Consider the following 13,884-nt stretch of genomic DNA (forward strand, 5'->3'; position numbering starts at 1 on the left):
CCATTACCACCTTACTCACCTGAGCTAAATCCAATAGAGCAAACTTGGGCAACGATTAAGAGATGGCTTAGAAGTCATTTGTCAGAGTTTGATACAATCGAAGAAGGTTTTAAGTGTTATTTTAGGGTTTGGTGAGTATATTTGTGCCTGAATTTGCTAATGTTAATGCCTGCAATCAGGTATCGGTTGATTTTTTCTGCAATGATGACGGTAAAATTATCCGTATTCCCAGAAACGATCTTTCCGAAGGTTTGTCTAGCCGCTTAAAAATCAGAAAAGCAATCGCGCGTTTGCATGATTTTCAGGAAGAAATTGAAAAAATTATTATCTCTCTGAAAGAAAAAGGTACTTATCAAGCCACTTCCGCTTATTTGGAACAAGAAGAAATCAAAAAAGAAGCATTTAAGCAAGAATTGCTTCATTCTATCACATCAGGCAATACTCGGTTATCTGCCGGCGGCAATGGTGTAGAGCGCCTTATTGTTGAACTATTAAGAATTGAAGGATATAACGCCAATATTCAAGCTAAAAATCAATCATCCGATCTGGCGGATATAGTCAAAGAATTTAAAAAAAGTTACAGTTTCGGTTCACTTTTCCGTACTTTCTCTAACGTATGCAACTCGCCACTTTGTATCAGTTTTTGAATTCTTCGACTATATTGATATTAAAGCTGAAAAAATCGATCGTTTTAACGAGTCGCATTTGTTTAGGCTCTAGACTAACAGAATGATTCTGCTAGTCTAGAGCCATTTTATAGTCAATTCATGGCAAATACGAACATTATATTTTTAACCTTAGTTTAGGCGTTCATGCCTTAAGGCATACGCCATGACGAATTGTATTGGGTATAAATTCCTAATCTACTAATTTATAAAGAAGTAGGTCGGATTCTTGAATCCGACAAATTGATATTTTAAGTAATGTCGGATACAAGTATCCGACCTACCCAATTGAAAAGTGATTAATTTTGCCATGAATCGACTATACTAGGACTTTTTTTTGCATGAGAGCGTCGATTATTTAAACGGCAGTTTGCCCATTTGCATCGGTCCGTGGCGTTGCAGCATTTTCGCCATTTTGCCGCTGCGGAATTTTTTCATTTGTGTTTGCATTTCTTTGAATTGCTTGAGCAAACGGTTCACTTCCGGCACATCCAGTCCGCAGCCTGCCGCAATGCGTTTTTTGCGCGAACCTTTGATAATGTCGGGATTGCGGCGTTCTTCCATGGTCATGGATAAGATAATCGCTTCTTGACGCTTGATTTTCTGCGGCGATAAATGCTGATTTTTAATTTCCTGAGGAATTTTGCTCATGCCGGGAATGCGTTCCAGCATTTTATCCATATCGATATTGAGCATTTGGTGTAATTGTTCGCGGAAATCGTCAAGGTCGAAATCTTTGCCTTTCGCCATTTTGCGCGCTAATTTTTCCGCTTTTTGCTGATCGATTTGGTGTTCGATGTCTTCAATCAAACTCAAGACGTCGCCCATGCCCAAAATGCGCGAAGCAATGCGTTCGGGGTGGAAGGCTTCCAAGGCTTCGGTTTTCTCGCCCACGCCTAAGAATTTAATCGGTTTGCCGGTAATGTGGCGGATAGACAGGGCGGCACCGCCGCGTGCATCACCGTCAATTTTCGTCAGCACTACGCCGGTTAGCGGCAGGGCATCATGGAAAGCTTTGGCGGTATTGGCGGCATCTTGTCCGGTCATGGCATCAACCACAAACAGGGTTTCAATCGGGTTTACCGTGCTGTGAATCGCCTTGATTTCCGCCATGAGTTCATCGTCGATGTGCAGGCGTCCGGCGGTATCTACAATCAATACGTCGAATTGCTGCAATTTGGCGAAAGACAGGGCGCGTTTGGCAATATCGGTGGCTTTTTCGGAAGTTTCGGAAGGTACGAAGGTTGCGCCTACTTGCTCGGCAAGGGTCGCCAATTGCTGAATCGCGGCAGGGCGGTAAATGTCGGCAGAAACCAATGCGACTTTCTTTTTCTCATTGATGAGGCGGCGCGCCAGTTTTGCCGCGGAAGTGGTTTTGCCCGAACCTTGTAAGCCCGCCATCAGGATAACCGCCGGCGGCTGGGTGGCTAAATTCAGTGTGGCGTTTTCCTCGCCCATAATGCGGGTAAGCTCTGCCTGAACGATTTTAATAAAGGCTTGGTCAGGCGATAGTTTTTGACTGACTTCTTGTCCGACGGCGGCCGTTTTGATGCTTTCGACGACGTCTTTGACCACCGGCAAAGCTACGTCCGCTTCGATCAATGCCATGCGCACTTCGCGCAGCGCGTCGCTGATGTTGTCTTCGCTGATGCGGCTTTGTCCGCGCAGTTTTTTAATCGTCCCTTGCAGGCGCTCGCTTAAACTTTCAAACATGTGATTTCCTCTGTAAGAATTTACATAGGTTAAGGAGCAAGAAATTTGCCAAATCCCATGCCTTTACCTAAAACATTGGTGTATTATAACCAGTTGTATCGCAATTATCAGGATTTACTATGCAGCTCTGGCTGCCCTTACTCGTTATTGGCATCTATCTTATTACCGGAACAGCGTTTTTTGCCAGCGCAAAAGCGAAATTCAGCTATTTGTGGGCGATGGCATTATTATTTCTCGCCTGCCAGCTGCATGCTTTTCTGCTGATTAAAACTGTCTCTGCCGGCGGCAATGCGGTCATCAATCTCTCGATTTTCAATGTGGTGTCTATTTTCGCTTGGACGCTGTCTTGTTTGTCCTTTTTCTGGCTTCGCCGTCCTGAAATGGCTTTAGGCGGCGTGATGATTAGTCTGATTAATGCCGTATTAGTCTTTATTTCCGCGCTCTTGCATAGCAGCAAACCTTTTCTTCATGCCAGTAACGAGGGCTTGATTTGGCATATTCTGCTCTCAATCGCCGCTTGGACGGTGCTGAGCATCGCCCTGATTCATAGCCTGCTTTATCTCTATTTTTTCAACCGCCTGAAGAAAAAGCGGCTGCGCAATTTAAAAATGACGGCTTTGGCGTATCTGGAGCGTTTGAGCATGTATTACACATTAATCGGCTGGGCAATTTTGATGTTTGCTTTGCTTAGCGGCTGGATGTTCGTCAGCAATCTGTTTGCCCAGCATCTGTGGCATAAAACGGTGCTGACGATGTGTTCCGCCGCGGTTTACGCTTGGGTCCTGTGGTCTTATTATGCGAAACGCCGGCATAGTACCTTGTTGATTTATTGGTCATTAACGGCATACGGCATTTTGCTGACGGGCTATGTGGTGAGTAATGTGATTCTTCAATTTATTATCAGTAAAGGGTAACCATCGTGGAAGGAATGCCGACCGGTTTATTGCTGTTCATTCTGTTCTTGTGTTTGTGCTGCTCCGCCTTCTTTTCTTCTTCTGAAACGGCAATGATGTCTTTGAACCGCTACCGCCTGAAGCACCGCGTTGAAGAAGGCGATGCGGCGGCAAAACGCGCCGAAAAACTGCTGAAAAGTCCCGACCGCCTGTTGGGCACGATTTTGCTCGGCAATAATTTCGTCAATATCTTGGCGACTTCTTTGGGTACAATCTTGGGCTTGCGTTTATTCGGCGATTACGGCGTATTGGTTGCTACCATTAGCCTAACCGTTATCGTGCTGATTTTTGCCGAAATCGCCCCTAAAACGCTGGCGGCGATTATGCCCGAACGCATTGCCATGCCGGCATCGCGCGTCTTATTGTTCTTGGTAGCCGTGCTTTATCCCCTCGTGTGGGTGCTAAATCGCATTATTGCCTGCCTATTCAAGCCTTTTGGTATAGACAGTCAAAGCAATAACAAAGATTTGCTGACCAATGAAGAGCTGAAAACCATCGTTATGACCGCCGTGCCGCCCAGCGCATCGGGCGACCAAGACATGTTGATTAACGTCTTAGAGCTTGAAGACGCGACGGTGGACGAAGTCATGGTGCCGCGCCAAGATATTGTCGGCATCGATTTGAATGACAGCTGGGAAGACATTAGCGCACAAATCCATCAAACGCGGCACAGCCGATTGGTGGTGTATCGCGACCATTTAGACCAAGTGGAAGGCATTTTGCATTTGCGCGACATTATTTCCCTGTACCGCGACAATCGCTTTAATGCGGAGGCGATCAAAGACATCATGCGCCCCTGCGTATTTATTCCCGAACACACCTTATTGCGCCAGCAGCTTCTGCTGTTCCGCCAGCAAAAACAGCGCGCCGGCTTAGTGGTGGACGAATACGGCGATATACAGGGCATGGTAACTTTAGAAGACATCCTGACCCACATCGTCGGCGACATCAGCGAAACCGAAGAAGCGACGCCGGAAATCGTGGCGCTTGCCGAGCATCGCTATGACGTGCAGGGCGGGATTAGCCTGCGCGTGCTAAACCGCGAACTGGGGCTGCGTCTGCCTTTGGACGGCCCAAATACCTTATCGGGTCTGATCATCGAAACGCTGGGCAATTTTCCCAAAGTCGGCACGGAAGTACCCTTGGAAGGCTGTATCGTGCGCGTGAAAGCATTTGCCAACGGCATTGTCGAGCAAAGCGAAATCGAGCTGCTGCCGCAGGAAGAAGACCGCTGATGTGGCTTATTTTATTGCTTATGCTGCTGATGCCGCTCTTGGCATGGGGCATTGTGCGCGCCGTTTGGCTGTTGCGTCTAAGACATATTGATGCCGATAATGAAATGCTCAGCGTGCCGGAAGAAAAACGCTTTATGCAAATCAGCACCATTGTTTTATCTTTGCTGTTGCTGATGTGTATTCCCCTGCTGTATCAAGCCTATGCACAATCGCGCCTGAATCAGCAACTGATGCAGATGCCCTTAGTCGATGTGATGCGCGCGCACCGACCGCAAATTTACAACAGCTTTGCCCAAGACGTACGCCATGCCAAGGCGCGCGGCAGTCAGGCGGCAGAAAGCCGCAAACAGATTTGGATGCAATACCTGCACGAGCTACGGCTGCAATGGCAGCGCGAATTGCCTTATGCCTCCTTAGACAGCGTGATGCGCTATATCCGCTACCGCTACAATGAAGCGGATGCCTTAAGCGCCATTGCCGACGATACCTGCCGGCATATTGATTTTAGCGAACACAATCAAGCAGGCATTGCGGCTTCAGTGAATTTTATGCAGCGCAATGCCGGTTTTATTCAAGCCTTGATGCTCAGCGCTTTCGGCAGTGCGGATGCGCGCCATCGCATGAACTATTTGGAACAACGTGGCGCGGCGCGGCAATACCGCCAATTATTGGCGCAACTCAATCAGCAATTTGAAGGCGAAGTCATCAGCAATATCGCCGAAGGCGGCTGCGCTTTCCAAAAAGCCTTTTATCTGGCGCTTTTGGATTATAACGAACGCGAAATGAGTCGCATCATGCGCTGGGTACTCTTGCAGCAAATTGCAGAAGCAGATAGAAAGGAACTCTCCGATGGAAAATAAAACAAGACGTTTGCGCGATTATGCGGCGATTTATTTCAAAGGCATGGCGATGGGGGCGGCGGACGTCGTTCCCGGCGTATCGGGCGGCACGATTGCCCTTATCGCCGGCATTTACGAAGAGCTGATCGGCAGCATCGCTGCCATTAAGCCGCAGCTGTGGCAGCTGTGGAAAAAACAGGGCTTTGCCGCCCTATGGCAGGTGGTCAACGGCAATTTTCTCTGCGTCTTATTGGCAGGAATCGTGTCGGCGATTTTTCTCTTAGCCGGCATCATTAAATATTTGCTACAGCAGCAGCCGGTCATGATTTGGGCGTTTTTCTTCGGACTGGTGGCGGCAAGCATATGGTTTTTATACCGCAGCATTGCGCAGTGGGACGGCAAAAAAATAATGACCGCCGCCATTGCCTGCATTGCCGCCTTAATCATCGTATATTTGCCGCCCTCAGCTGCTGCCGATATTTCCCTTGCCTACCTCTTTTTCTGCGCCATGCTGGCAATCTGCGCCATGATTCTGCCCGGCATTTCAGGCTCCTTTATTTTGGTTCTGTTCGGGGCTTATGAATTTGTGATTGGTGCGGTGCATGATAAAAATCTCACCGTCATCGCCGTGTTTATCGGCGGCGCCTGCATCGGACTGCTGAGCTTTGCGCAAATATTAAAATACTTGTTCGCCCATTATCACGACATCACTCTAGCCGCATTGACGGGCTTTATCATCGGCTCATTAGCCAAAATACAGCCTTGGACACATATGCCCGCCGATGCAGGCTGGTTTATGCAAAGCATAGTGCCGCTGTTTTTTATCGCATTAGGCGCCGGCGCAGTATTAACTCTGGAATATCTGGGCAAACCTTATCGCTGAAAATTTGCATCCCAATTTCTTTTGAATACTTTATGCTAGGCTGTTAGGAAGAATTTTTCATAAGGAACTGATATGGGATTGTTTGGCAAAAAGAATACGCAATTGAGCGAATCGCAGATTTTAAAGAAAATCGATGCTTGGGACGATCAAGATAAAATCCGCGCGATTATTGATTTTGTCGAACCGCTCGGCGATGAGCAGAAAACACCCAGAGTGCTGAGCGAGTTGGCGCGCTTATAACAATATGTATTGGCTGGAACAATGTCGGGAAAATGCCCATTGGCTGCATAAAGCGATTGAGGTATTTATGACAATCAAGCCGCATATGCAGGGAGATGATCTGACTTCTTGGCATTTCCGCATTGCCTGGTCGTATTTTTATTTGGGCGATTCGGATAATGCCCAAGCCTATTTCGAGCGCTATTTAGAGATGTCGGATTATCCGCAAGATGAGGTGCCGATGTATTTGGATTGTATTGCGCTTGCCAATGCCGAAAATCAGCGCCGCAATTGCGTGCAAATTTACAATCAAGGCAATATCGCCACTGCCGACAGAATCTATTTCATGCAAAAAGCCCTTGCCGAATATGCGCCGCCGCTGCTTGAGCGCTTGGGAGAGCCGGCGACGGAAGAAGAGCTGCTCGCCTTTGAACAAAAATTCGGAGCAGCATTGCCGGAAGACTTTAAGGCTTTGCACCGCATGTTTTCAGGACAAAAAGATGATAAGCCTTTTCTGTTTGAGGGAGAACGTTGGATTTCCCTTGCCGAGATTCCCGCTTGGCAGGCAAAAATCACAGACTATCTGGAGCGGCATTTCGGCACAGATTGGCACAGTATCACGATGCCTGTCTATAATCGTGATCATGAAGACGACCCTACGAATGCAGAGGCGACTTTCTTCGACAGCGGAATCGTCAAAAATACCTTATACAGCGATAAATGGCTGCCTTTATTTGCGGTGGATGAAAACTGTATTGCCTGCTTGAATGCCGATCCTGATGCAGAAGGCGAAATCGGTCAAATCGTCGAGATTCAGCTGGCGGAAACGCTGAAAGATTATTCCGTGAACAATATCGGGCATTTAGGCATTTTCGCCACTTCGATTAGCAGCGGCCTCAAATTAGGGCATTATCGATACGACAGCGAAAGAAATGCGCTCAAACAAATAGATGAATACGAAAACGAGCAATTCAGCCCCCTGTATGATGCGCAGGAGGAAGCGGCTTTTATCGCCGCCTGCGAAACCCATTGGGGCAGAGTCGGCAAAATCATTCGCGATCCCGAATATGACGGCAGCGACGATTTGCCAAAATGCGATATTTTGGTGATTTACCCTGACCCTGACGATCCTGAAGATGACGGCGGCTATGCTTTGATTACCTGCGGCGTAGGCGCGATTCCGATGTCTGAGGCTGTACCGCCTTTTACAGAATTGGTGATTCATCTGCCGTCCTCGTGGAATCCTGACAGCAGCGACCCTAAAGACACCGCGCCGCAGGACTGGCTGCGTAAAGTGGCAAATCTTGTTTTTGACGGCAGTTATTTGGATACGGGGCATACCATACCGCTGGGCGAAATGACCGGCACCGATTTTACGGGCGTGATGCTATGGAAAGCCAGCGCTTTTGATGAAAACGATCCGCGCGACTATTTGGTGGCGGATTTGCCCAATGAGCGCGAAGTGTCCTATATCAGTCTTGTGCCTATTTATGCCGGCGAAATGGATTACCGCTTGGCTAAGGGCTCGCATGCCTTGGCGGATAAATTGTTTCAGCTGCCCCTTTTCCCTGTGGAATTAGACCCTAATCGCCCTAATACCTGCGCAGGCTATGTGGCAAGCAGCCATCCGCATGCCTTAGAATCGGTGGCTTGGGCATTCGGCAGCGAATATTTCGCCTATTTGAACAGTTTTGCGGAGGCGGTGCAGGAATATAATGCTTATATCGGCAATGATTTGAGTCATTTCAATCTTTTTGCCGTTTTATTTAACAGCAAAACGGTCAAATTCGTCTATACGGCTTGGCTTAAGCATCCTGATGAATTATATGAATTTGAAGCGGTTGATTTGAGTATTTTCGACGGCAGCAGCGAGGAAGGCTATCAGGCGGAAATTATCGCTACCGCGACCTCCGAAAGCGACAAAATGCTGGCGCTGGAATTTCTGCAATGGGTGAATAATGCCCTGTATAGAAAAGAGCTTGGCGACCATATCTTCTTTGAAGGCATTGAATTGATTGGACAAGATGATAACGGCGTGCCGGTGGTGGCGCTGCATTTGGGCAGCTAGAGAATATCAAAATGGGCGCGAAGGCTCCCGTTTCTATGGGCGGCAGATTAATCTGCCGCCATTCTTTTGCCTTCAATCAATCCTGCTTGAATGGTTTCGTGCAGATTTTTAATATCGCCCTGCACGGGTTCGGGGGCTTCGGCGGTTTGTTCTTGGCGGATGCTGCTGCCGGATGCTTCATACTGCAAAATCGTCAGCACGGGGAAGTGATCGGAGCCGATTTTGGGTAGGCGGCGGATTTTGACCAAACTGAAGCAGGGACTGTGGAAGAGATGATCCAATGCCCAACGCAGAAAGGGCAGTTTGGCATGGAAGGTATTGACGAAATAGCGCCCGATACGCGGATCCAGCAGGCCGGAAATGCGGCGGAAAGCGCGGGTGGTGCGTGACCATGCCACATCGTTCAAATCACCGAATAAGATTGCCGCCTCATCGCGTTCGCGAATACATTTACCGACTAATAAAAGCTCGGCATCGCGCGTGGTGGATTTATCGGCTTCGGTGGGACTGGGCGGCATGGGGTGCAGACCGTAGAGCCAAACAGTTTTGCCGTTGCGCAGGCGGATGCGGGTGTGAATGGAAGGAATATCTTCAACGACAAGATATTGCACGCTCGGATCAATCAGCGGCAATTTGGAATAAAGGTGCATACCGTAGAGATTATCCAGCGGCACTTTAACGCTGTGCGGATAATCGGCGTCCAAGCTGTCCAAATGCTCCTGCCAAACATGGTCGCTCTCTAAGGTTAATACGATGTCGGGATTTTCCGCTTGAATCAGCGCCAGCAGGGCTTGGTAGTTTTGATTGGGTGTCAGCACGTTCGAAACCAATAGACTCAAGCGTGCATCAGGCAGTTTTTCTTTGGCGCCGCGCACTTGTTTTTTCCACAGCGGCGTATAAGGCAGAACCATTGCCGATTCATAGGCAAGCGCCAGCAGACTGGATGCGGCTAGGATATATTGCGGGCTTTCCCATTGGGCATAATGCCAAAGCAGGGAGGCAAAAGCGCTGCCGCCGATGGCGATGCTTTGAATGCGCGGAAAATCCGCCGCGCGTATCCACCAGCGGTTGGAGGGAATCAGTCCCCACAGGCTGATGAAGACGAGCAATGCGCAGAGAATTTGGGCGCCGAGATACATGCTTAGGTGCGCGGTAACGTGACGCCGGTTTGCCCCTGATATTTGCCTTTGCGGTCGCGGTATGAGGTGGCGCAGACTTCGTCGGATTGGAAAAAGAGCATTTGCGCCACGCCTTCATTGGCATAGATTTTGGCGGGCAGGGGGGTGGTGTTGGAAAATTCCAGCGTTACATGTCCTTCCCATTCGGGTTCCAGCGGCGTGACGTTGACGATGATGCCGCAGCGCGCATAGGTGGATTTGCCGAGGCAGACGGTCAAGATGTCGCGCGGAATGCGGAAATATTCTACCGTGCGCGCCAAGGCGAAGCTGTTGGGCGGAATGATGCAGACATCGCTTTGCACGTCCACAAAACTTTTGGAATCGAATTGCTTGGGATCGACAATGGCGGAGTTGATATTGGTGAAAATTTTAAACTCGTCGGCGCAGCGCACGTCATAGCCGTAGCTGGATGTGCCGTAGGAGATGATGCGTTCGCCCTCGCGAGAAGAAATCAATTGCGGCTCGAAAGGCTCGATCATGCCTTGTTCTTTTGCCATTCGCTGTATCCAGCGGTCGTTTTTAATGCTCATATTTATCGCTCGATGACTATTTTGGGGAAGACTTGCGAGAATTCTTTGCTTTTTTGCGCCAATTCCCAAGCGCTGCGCAATGCCATACGGCGGTAGTTTTGCGCGGCGGCGCTTTGTGCTTCGGCAAGGACAATCGGCGTACCTCGGTCGGCATGTTCGCGGGTTGCCATGTCGAGCGGCAATTGCGCCAATACGGGCAGTCGGTATTGCTCGGCAAGGGCGATGCCGCCCTGATTGCCGAAGATATGGCTTTCATGACCGCAATTCGGACAATGGAAGACGCTCATGTTTTCCACCAGTCCCAAGCTGGGAATGCGGACTTTGTCGAACATGGCTTTGGCACGTTTGACGTCCAATAAGGCGATGTCCTGCGGCGTGGTAACGATAATCGCGCCGGTTACGGGAATGGTTTGCGAGAGCGTCAGCTGGGTATCGCCGGTGCCGGGGGGGAGGTCGATAATCAGGTAGTCGAGGCTTTTCCAGTTGCATTCGTTAAGCAGCTGAATGAGGGTTTGGGTAACCATCGGACCGCGCCAAATCATGGCAGTGTTTTCTTCTACGATATCGCCAATCGAGAGGGTCTGCATGCCGTGGCGAATGATGGGTTCCATGCTTTTGCCGTCTTTGGTTTCGGGGCGTTGCGCGCCGCCGAGCATGACGGCTTGGCTGGGGCCGTAAATATCGGCGTCCAAGATGCCGACGCTGGCGCCTTGCAGACTTAAAGCAGCCGCCAGATTCACGCTGACGGTGGATTTGCCCACACCGCCTTTACCGGAGGCGACGGCAATGATATTTTTCACTTCGGGCAGCGGTTTCAGCCCTGCTTGGACTTGATGTTTGGCAATTTTGCTGAGGAATGTAATATTGGCGACGCTTATGCCCTGTGCCTGCAAATGCTCGAGCAGGGCTTTTTTCAGCCGTTCGGCATCGGCATTGAGGAAAAAGCCGCATTGGATTTCAATGTATTCGCCCTCTTGTTTGATTTTGCAGCCGCTGAATAAGGTGCAGCCGCTGTCTTCGTCGAAAAAGCCGTGGATGATTGCTTCGATTGTCATGTTTTGTCCTTCTTTATGATTGTGCCGAACCAGATGTGAAAGGCAAGCCATGCTTGGTTTTCCAGCATGGAATAGCCGTCTGCAATCTGCGTGCAGCCTTGTGCCGCCGCCCATTGCATGAAGGGCGTCTGCTTGCCGTACATCATGTCATAGCATAGGGTTTGTTCGTGTAATGTGGCGGGAGATAGCGTGAATGCGCTGTCGCCGAGTCCTGCGCTGGTAGCATTGATGATGAGATCATAGCCTTGCGCAGGATTTCCTACCGCCGCCACGCGCTCGGCATATAAGCCGGCAAGCGCGCGGGCTTTGTCGGGACTGCGGTTCAATATGTCGATTTGCGATACTTGTGCTTCTAAAAGCGGCAGTATGACGCCGCGCGCCGCACCGCCTGCGCCGAGCAATAAGAGGCGCTTGCCCTGTAAATCGATGCCGTGTTGCTGCGAGAGGGCGCGGACTAAGCCGCGTCCGTCGGTATTGTCGCCGCAGAGTTCGCCGTTTTCCATCCATAAGGTATTGACCGCTCCTGCGGTGCGGGCATAGGGACTGAGTCTTTGGGCGAGGGCGTAAGCCTTTTCTTTAAAAGGCAGGGTGATATTCAAGCCGCGTCCGCCTTGGGCGAAGAAGTCCTGCACGACGGCGGTAAAATTTTCCTCTGTGGCAAGGAGTTTATCGTATTGCAAAGCGATGCCGTGTTGGACGGCAAAGGCGGCGTGAATCTGCGGCGATTGGGAATGCGCGATGGGATTGCCGATAACGGCGCAGCGGTAAGTCATGCCTGTCCTTGTTGGCGGAGAAGGATGGCGGCGGCTTTGGCATGATAGGTGAAAATCATGTCGGCGCCGGCACGTTTGAAGGCAAGCAATGTTTCAAGCGTGACTTTGTCGCGATCCAGCCAGTCATTGGCAAATGCCGCTTCCAGCATGGCGTATTCGCCGCTGACCTGATAAACGGCGGTGGGAAAGGCAAAGGTTTCTTTAGCGCGGCGCACGATGTCCAGATAGGGCATACCGGGCTTGACCATCACGAAATCCGCGCCTTCGCTGATATCGAGCGCGATTTCGTGCAGGGCTTCGTCGCTGTTGGCGGGATCCATTTGATAGGTGAATTTGTCCGCTTTGCCCAGATTGCCGGCAGAGCCGATGGCATCGCGGAAAGGCCCGTAGTAGCTGCTGGCATATTTGGCGGAATACGCCATAATGCCGGTATTGACGAATCCCGCCTTTTCAAAAGCGGCGCGGATAGCGGCAATCCGTCCGTCCATCATGTCGGAGGGCGCAACGTAATCTACGCCGCAATCGGCATAGAGCAGGGCTTGTTTAACAAGAATTTGATTGGTTACATCGTTGATAATGTAGCCGCTGTCGTCAATCACGCCGTCCTGTCCGTGGTTGGTGTAGGGGTCGAGCGCCACGTCCATGAAAATGCCCATTTCCGGAAAACGCGCTTTAATCGCGCGAATGGCGCGCGGTATCAAGCCGTTTTCATCATAGGCATAGGCGGCATCAAGGCTTTTATGAGCCTGCTCGATTTGCGGAAAGGGCGCAATTGCCGGAATGCCGAGGCTGAGCAGGGTCTCAATTTCATGCAGAAGCAAATCAATGCTTAAGCGTTCAATCTGTGGCATAGAAGCGATGGCTTGGCGTTGCTGATTGCCGTCGCAGATAAAGACCGGCAGCACCAAATCGGAGGCGCTGAGTCGGTGTTCGCGCACAAGGCGGCGCGAGAAATCTTTAAAACGGTTGCGGCGTTTGCGGGTCGCGGGGTAGTGGGTCGGGATAATTTGCATAATCTGTCAGCCTGAAAAAATTGCGCGGATTATAGCACATCGCCGTCGGCTAAATTGACGGTAAGGTTGCAAGGCTAGGTTTTTGCGAAAAAGCGCTTATAATTTGCTTTTTTTACACCGTACAAAGGAATTAACATGTTTCGTAAATTATCATTGATGGCTTTATTTGCCGCCGCTATTTTGCCTTTTAGCGCCAATGCGCAGTTGAAATACGTCGAAGGGCAGGATTATATCGTCTTGGAAACGCCTATCGAAACGACCGACAAACCTAAAGTAATCGAATTTTTCTGGTTCGGCTGCCCGCATTGCAATAATCTACGTCCGGCGGTAAACGATTGGTTAAAAGAGGGTTTCCCTGAGGGCGTGGAATTTGAATTCATCCCTGCCTATATCGATTCCGAGATGTGGCAGCGTCCTGCTCGTGCTTATTACACCATGAAAGCATTGAAACTGGATTTATTCGATGCTTATTTTGAAGAAATCTTCACGGAGCGCAATCGCGGCATGTTGGGCAGCGACAGCGAAATCAAGGCTTTCTTTGTCCGCAACGGCATCAGTCCGGAAGATTTCGACAAAGCATGGAATTCTTTCGAAGTGAAGCAGCAATTGCAACGCGCCGAAAATTTATTCGATAAAACAGGCTTAGACGGCGTACCGGCTTTTGTCGTTAACGGCAAATACATCGTGCATCCTGCCGGCGACGGTAAATCTGCATACGGTCGCAGCTTCGACATCATTGAATCCTTAGCCAGATAAGGCA

At 49.9% G+C, this 13,884-nt stretch carries 15 protein-coding genes; 9 read left to right on the forward strand and 6 right to left on the reverse strand.

The features are described 5' to 3' along the window. Positions 1-135: transposase (locus ACJHVI_RS04165; protein WP_483183397.1), on the forward strand; the 135-nt coding region annotated here is incomplete at its 5' end. Between the two features lie 8 nt (positions 136-143). Then, positions 144-647 (forward strand): hypothetical protein, encoded by a 504-nt coding sequence (locus ACJHVI_RS04170; protein WP_483183368.1) that lies wholly within the window; start codon positions 144-146, stop codon positions 645-647. A gap of 372 nt (positions 648-1,019) precedes the next feature. On the opposite strand, the gene ffh is transcribed toward ACJHVI_RS04170, so the two are convergent. After that, complete coding sequence (ffh, locus tag ACJHVI_RS04175) at positions 1,020-2,378, reverse strand: signal recognition particle protein (RefSeq protein ID WP_483183369.1); 1,359 nt, start codon at positions 2,376-2,378, stop codon at positions 1,020-1,022. 119 nt (positions 2,379-2,497) lie between these two features. On the opposite strand from ffh, the gene ACJHVI_RS04180 reads away from it, so the two are divergent. The 6 genes from ACJHVI_RS04180 (at position 2,498) to ACJHVI_RS04205 (ending at position 8,575) form a co-directional block, all read left to right on the forward strand. Next, a complete protein-coding gene (locus tag ACJHVI_RS04180; protein ID WP_483183371.1) occupies positions 2,498-3,292 on the forward strand; it encodes a cytochrome C assembly family protein in 795 nt (264 codons plus the stop codon). A 14-nt stretch (positions 3,293-3,306) separates the two neighbouring features. Continuing rightward, positions 3,307-4,566, forward strand: coding sequence for an HlyC/CorC family transporter (locus ACJHVI_RS04185; RefSeq protein WP_483183372.1), 1,260 nt, complete (start codon positions 3,307-3,309; stop codon positions 4,564-4,566). Next, a complete protein-coding gene (locus ACJHVI_RS04190) occupies positions 4,566-5,426 on the forward strand; it encodes a hypothetical protein (protein WP_483183373.1) in 861 nt (286 codons plus the stop codon). Before ACJHVI_RS04185 ends, ACJHVI_RS04190 begins: the two co-directional genes overlap by 1 nt. Continuing rightward, positions 5,416-6,288: a DUF368 domain-containing protein gene (locus ACJHVI_RS04195; protein WP_483183374.1), complete on the forward strand. Its 873-nt coding sequence runs from the start codon at positions 5,416-5,418 to the stop codon at positions 6,286-6,288. Before ACJHVI_RS04190 ends, ACJHVI_RS04195 begins: the two co-directional genes overlap by 11 nt. A gap of 72 nt (positions 6,289-6,360) precedes the next feature. Beyond that, positions 6,361-6,528, forward strand: coding sequence for a hypothetical protein (locus tag ACJHVI_RS04200; RefSeq protein WP_483183375.1), 168 nt, complete (start codon positions 6,361-6,363; stop codon positions 6,526-6,528). Between the two features lie 4 nt (positions 6,529-6,532). After that, the gene (locus ACJHVI_RS04205) at positions 6,533-8,575 is read left to right on the forward strand and encodes a suppressor of fused domain protein (protein WP_483183376.1); all 2,043 of its coding nucleotides are present in this window, start codon (positions 6,533-6,535) and stop codon (positions 8,573-8,575) included. A gap of 47 nt (positions 8,576-8,622) precedes the next feature. Here ACJHVI_RS04205 and ACJHVI_RS04210 read toward each other — a convergent pair whose 3' ends face one another. From ACJHVI_RS04210 to hemB, 5 genes are read right to left on the reverse strand one after another with little or no spacing between them, the layout of a single operon-like run. Continuing rightward, positions 8,623-9,714, reverse strand: coding sequence for an endonuclease/exonuclease/phosphatase family protein (locus tag ACJHVI_RS04210; RefSeq protein ID WP_483183377.1), 1,092 nt, complete (start codon positions 9,712-9,714; stop codon positions 8,623-8,625). Between the two features lie 2 nt (positions 9,715-9,716). Continuing rightward, the gene (gene dcd / locus ACJHVI_RS04215) at positions 9,717-10,283 is read right to left on the reverse strand and encodes a dCTP deaminase (RefSeq protein ID WP_483183378.1); all 567 of its coding nucleotides are present in this window, start codon (positions 10,281-10,283) and stop codon (positions 9,717-9,719) included. A 2-nt stretch (positions 10,284-10,285) separates the two neighbouring features. After that, complete coding sequence (gene apbC / locus ACJHVI_RS04220; RefSeq protein WP_483183379.1) at positions 10,286-11,338, reverse strand: iron-sulfur cluster carrier protein ApbC; 1,053 nt, start codon at positions 11,336-11,338, stop codon at positions 10,286-10,288. Beyond that, entirely contained in the window at positions 11,335-12,111 is a 777-nt protein-coding gene (gene aroE, locus ACJHVI_RS04225; RefSeq protein ID WP_483183381.1) for a shikimate dehydrogenase, read from the reverse strand. Before aroE ends, apbC begins: the two co-directional genes overlap by 4 nt. After that, positions 12,108-13,124, reverse strand: coding sequence for a porphobilinogen synthase (gene hemB, locus ACJHVI_RS04230; protein ID WP_483183382.1), 1,017 nt, complete (start codon positions 13,122-13,124; stop codon positions 12,108-12,110). Before hemB ends, aroE begins: the two co-directional genes overlap by 4 nt. Before the next feature lie 135 nt (positions 13,125-13,259). On the opposite strand from hemB, the gene ACJHVI_RS04235 reads away from it, so the two are divergent. Beyond that, on the forward strand, positions 13,260-13,880 hold the full coding sequence (locus tag ACJHVI_RS04235) for a thiol:disulfide interchange protein DsbA/DsbL (RefSeq protein WP_483183383.1): 621 nt from the start codon (positions 13,260-13,262) through the stop codon (positions 13,878-13,880). Positions 13,881-13,884: the final 4 nt, after the last annotated feature.

Source organism: Suttonella sp., assembly GCF_056855035.1.

Bases quoted from the DNA above. Each gene is read 5' to 3' on its own strand.
- ACJHVI_RS04180 (WP_483183371.1), top strand. From the start codon at position 2,498: ATGCAGCTCTGGCTGCCCTTACTCGTTATTGGCATCTATCTTATTACC.
- ffh (WP_483183369.1), bottom strand. From the start codon at position 2,378: ATGTTTGAAAGTTTAAGCGAGCGCCTGCAAGGGACGATTAAAAAACTG.
- ACJHVI_RS04210 (WP_483183377.1), bottom strand. From the start codon at position 9,714: ATGTATCTCGGCGCCCAAATTCTCTGCGCATTGCTCGTCTTCATCAGC.
- hemB (WP_483183382.1), bottom strand. From the start codon at position 13,124: ATGCAAATTATCCCGACCCACTACCCCGCGACCCGCAAACGCCGCAAC.
- ACJHVI_RS04200 (WP_483183375.1), top strand. From the start codon at position 6,361: ATGGGATTGTTTGGCAAAAAGAATACGCAATTGAGCGAATCGCAGATT.
- ACJHVI_RS04195 (WP_483183374.1), top strand. From the start codon at position 5,416: ATGGAAAATAAAACAAGACGTTTGCGCGATTATGCGGCGATTTATTTC.
- ACJHVI_RS04185 (WP_483183372.1), top strand. From the start codon at position 3,307: ATGCCGACCGGTTTATTGCTGTTCATTCTGTTCTTGTGTTTGTGCTGC.
- ACJHVI_RS04205 (WP_483183376.1), top strand. From the start codon at position 6,533: ATGTATTGGCTGGAACAATGTCGGGAAAATGCCCATTGGCTGCATAAA.
- ACJHVI_RS04235 (WP_483183383.1), top strand. From the start codon at position 13,260: ATGTTTCGTAAATTATCATTGATGGCTTTATTTGCCGCCGCTATTTTG.
- dcd (WP_483183378.1), bottom strand. From the start codon at position 10,283: ATGAGCATTAAAAACGACCGCTGGATACAGCGAATGGCAAAAGAACAA.
- ACJHVI_RS04190 (WP_483183373.1), top strand. From the start codon at position 4,566: ATGTGGCTTATTTTATTGCTTATGCTGCTGATGCCGCTCTTGGCATGG.
- aroE (WP_483183381.1), bottom strand. From the start codon at position 12,111: ATGACTTACCGCTGCGCCGTTATCGGCAATCCCATCGCGCATTCCCAA.
- apbC (WP_483183379.1), bottom strand. From the start codon at position 11,338: ATGACAATCGAAGCAATCATCCACGGCTTTTTCGACGAAGACAGCGGC.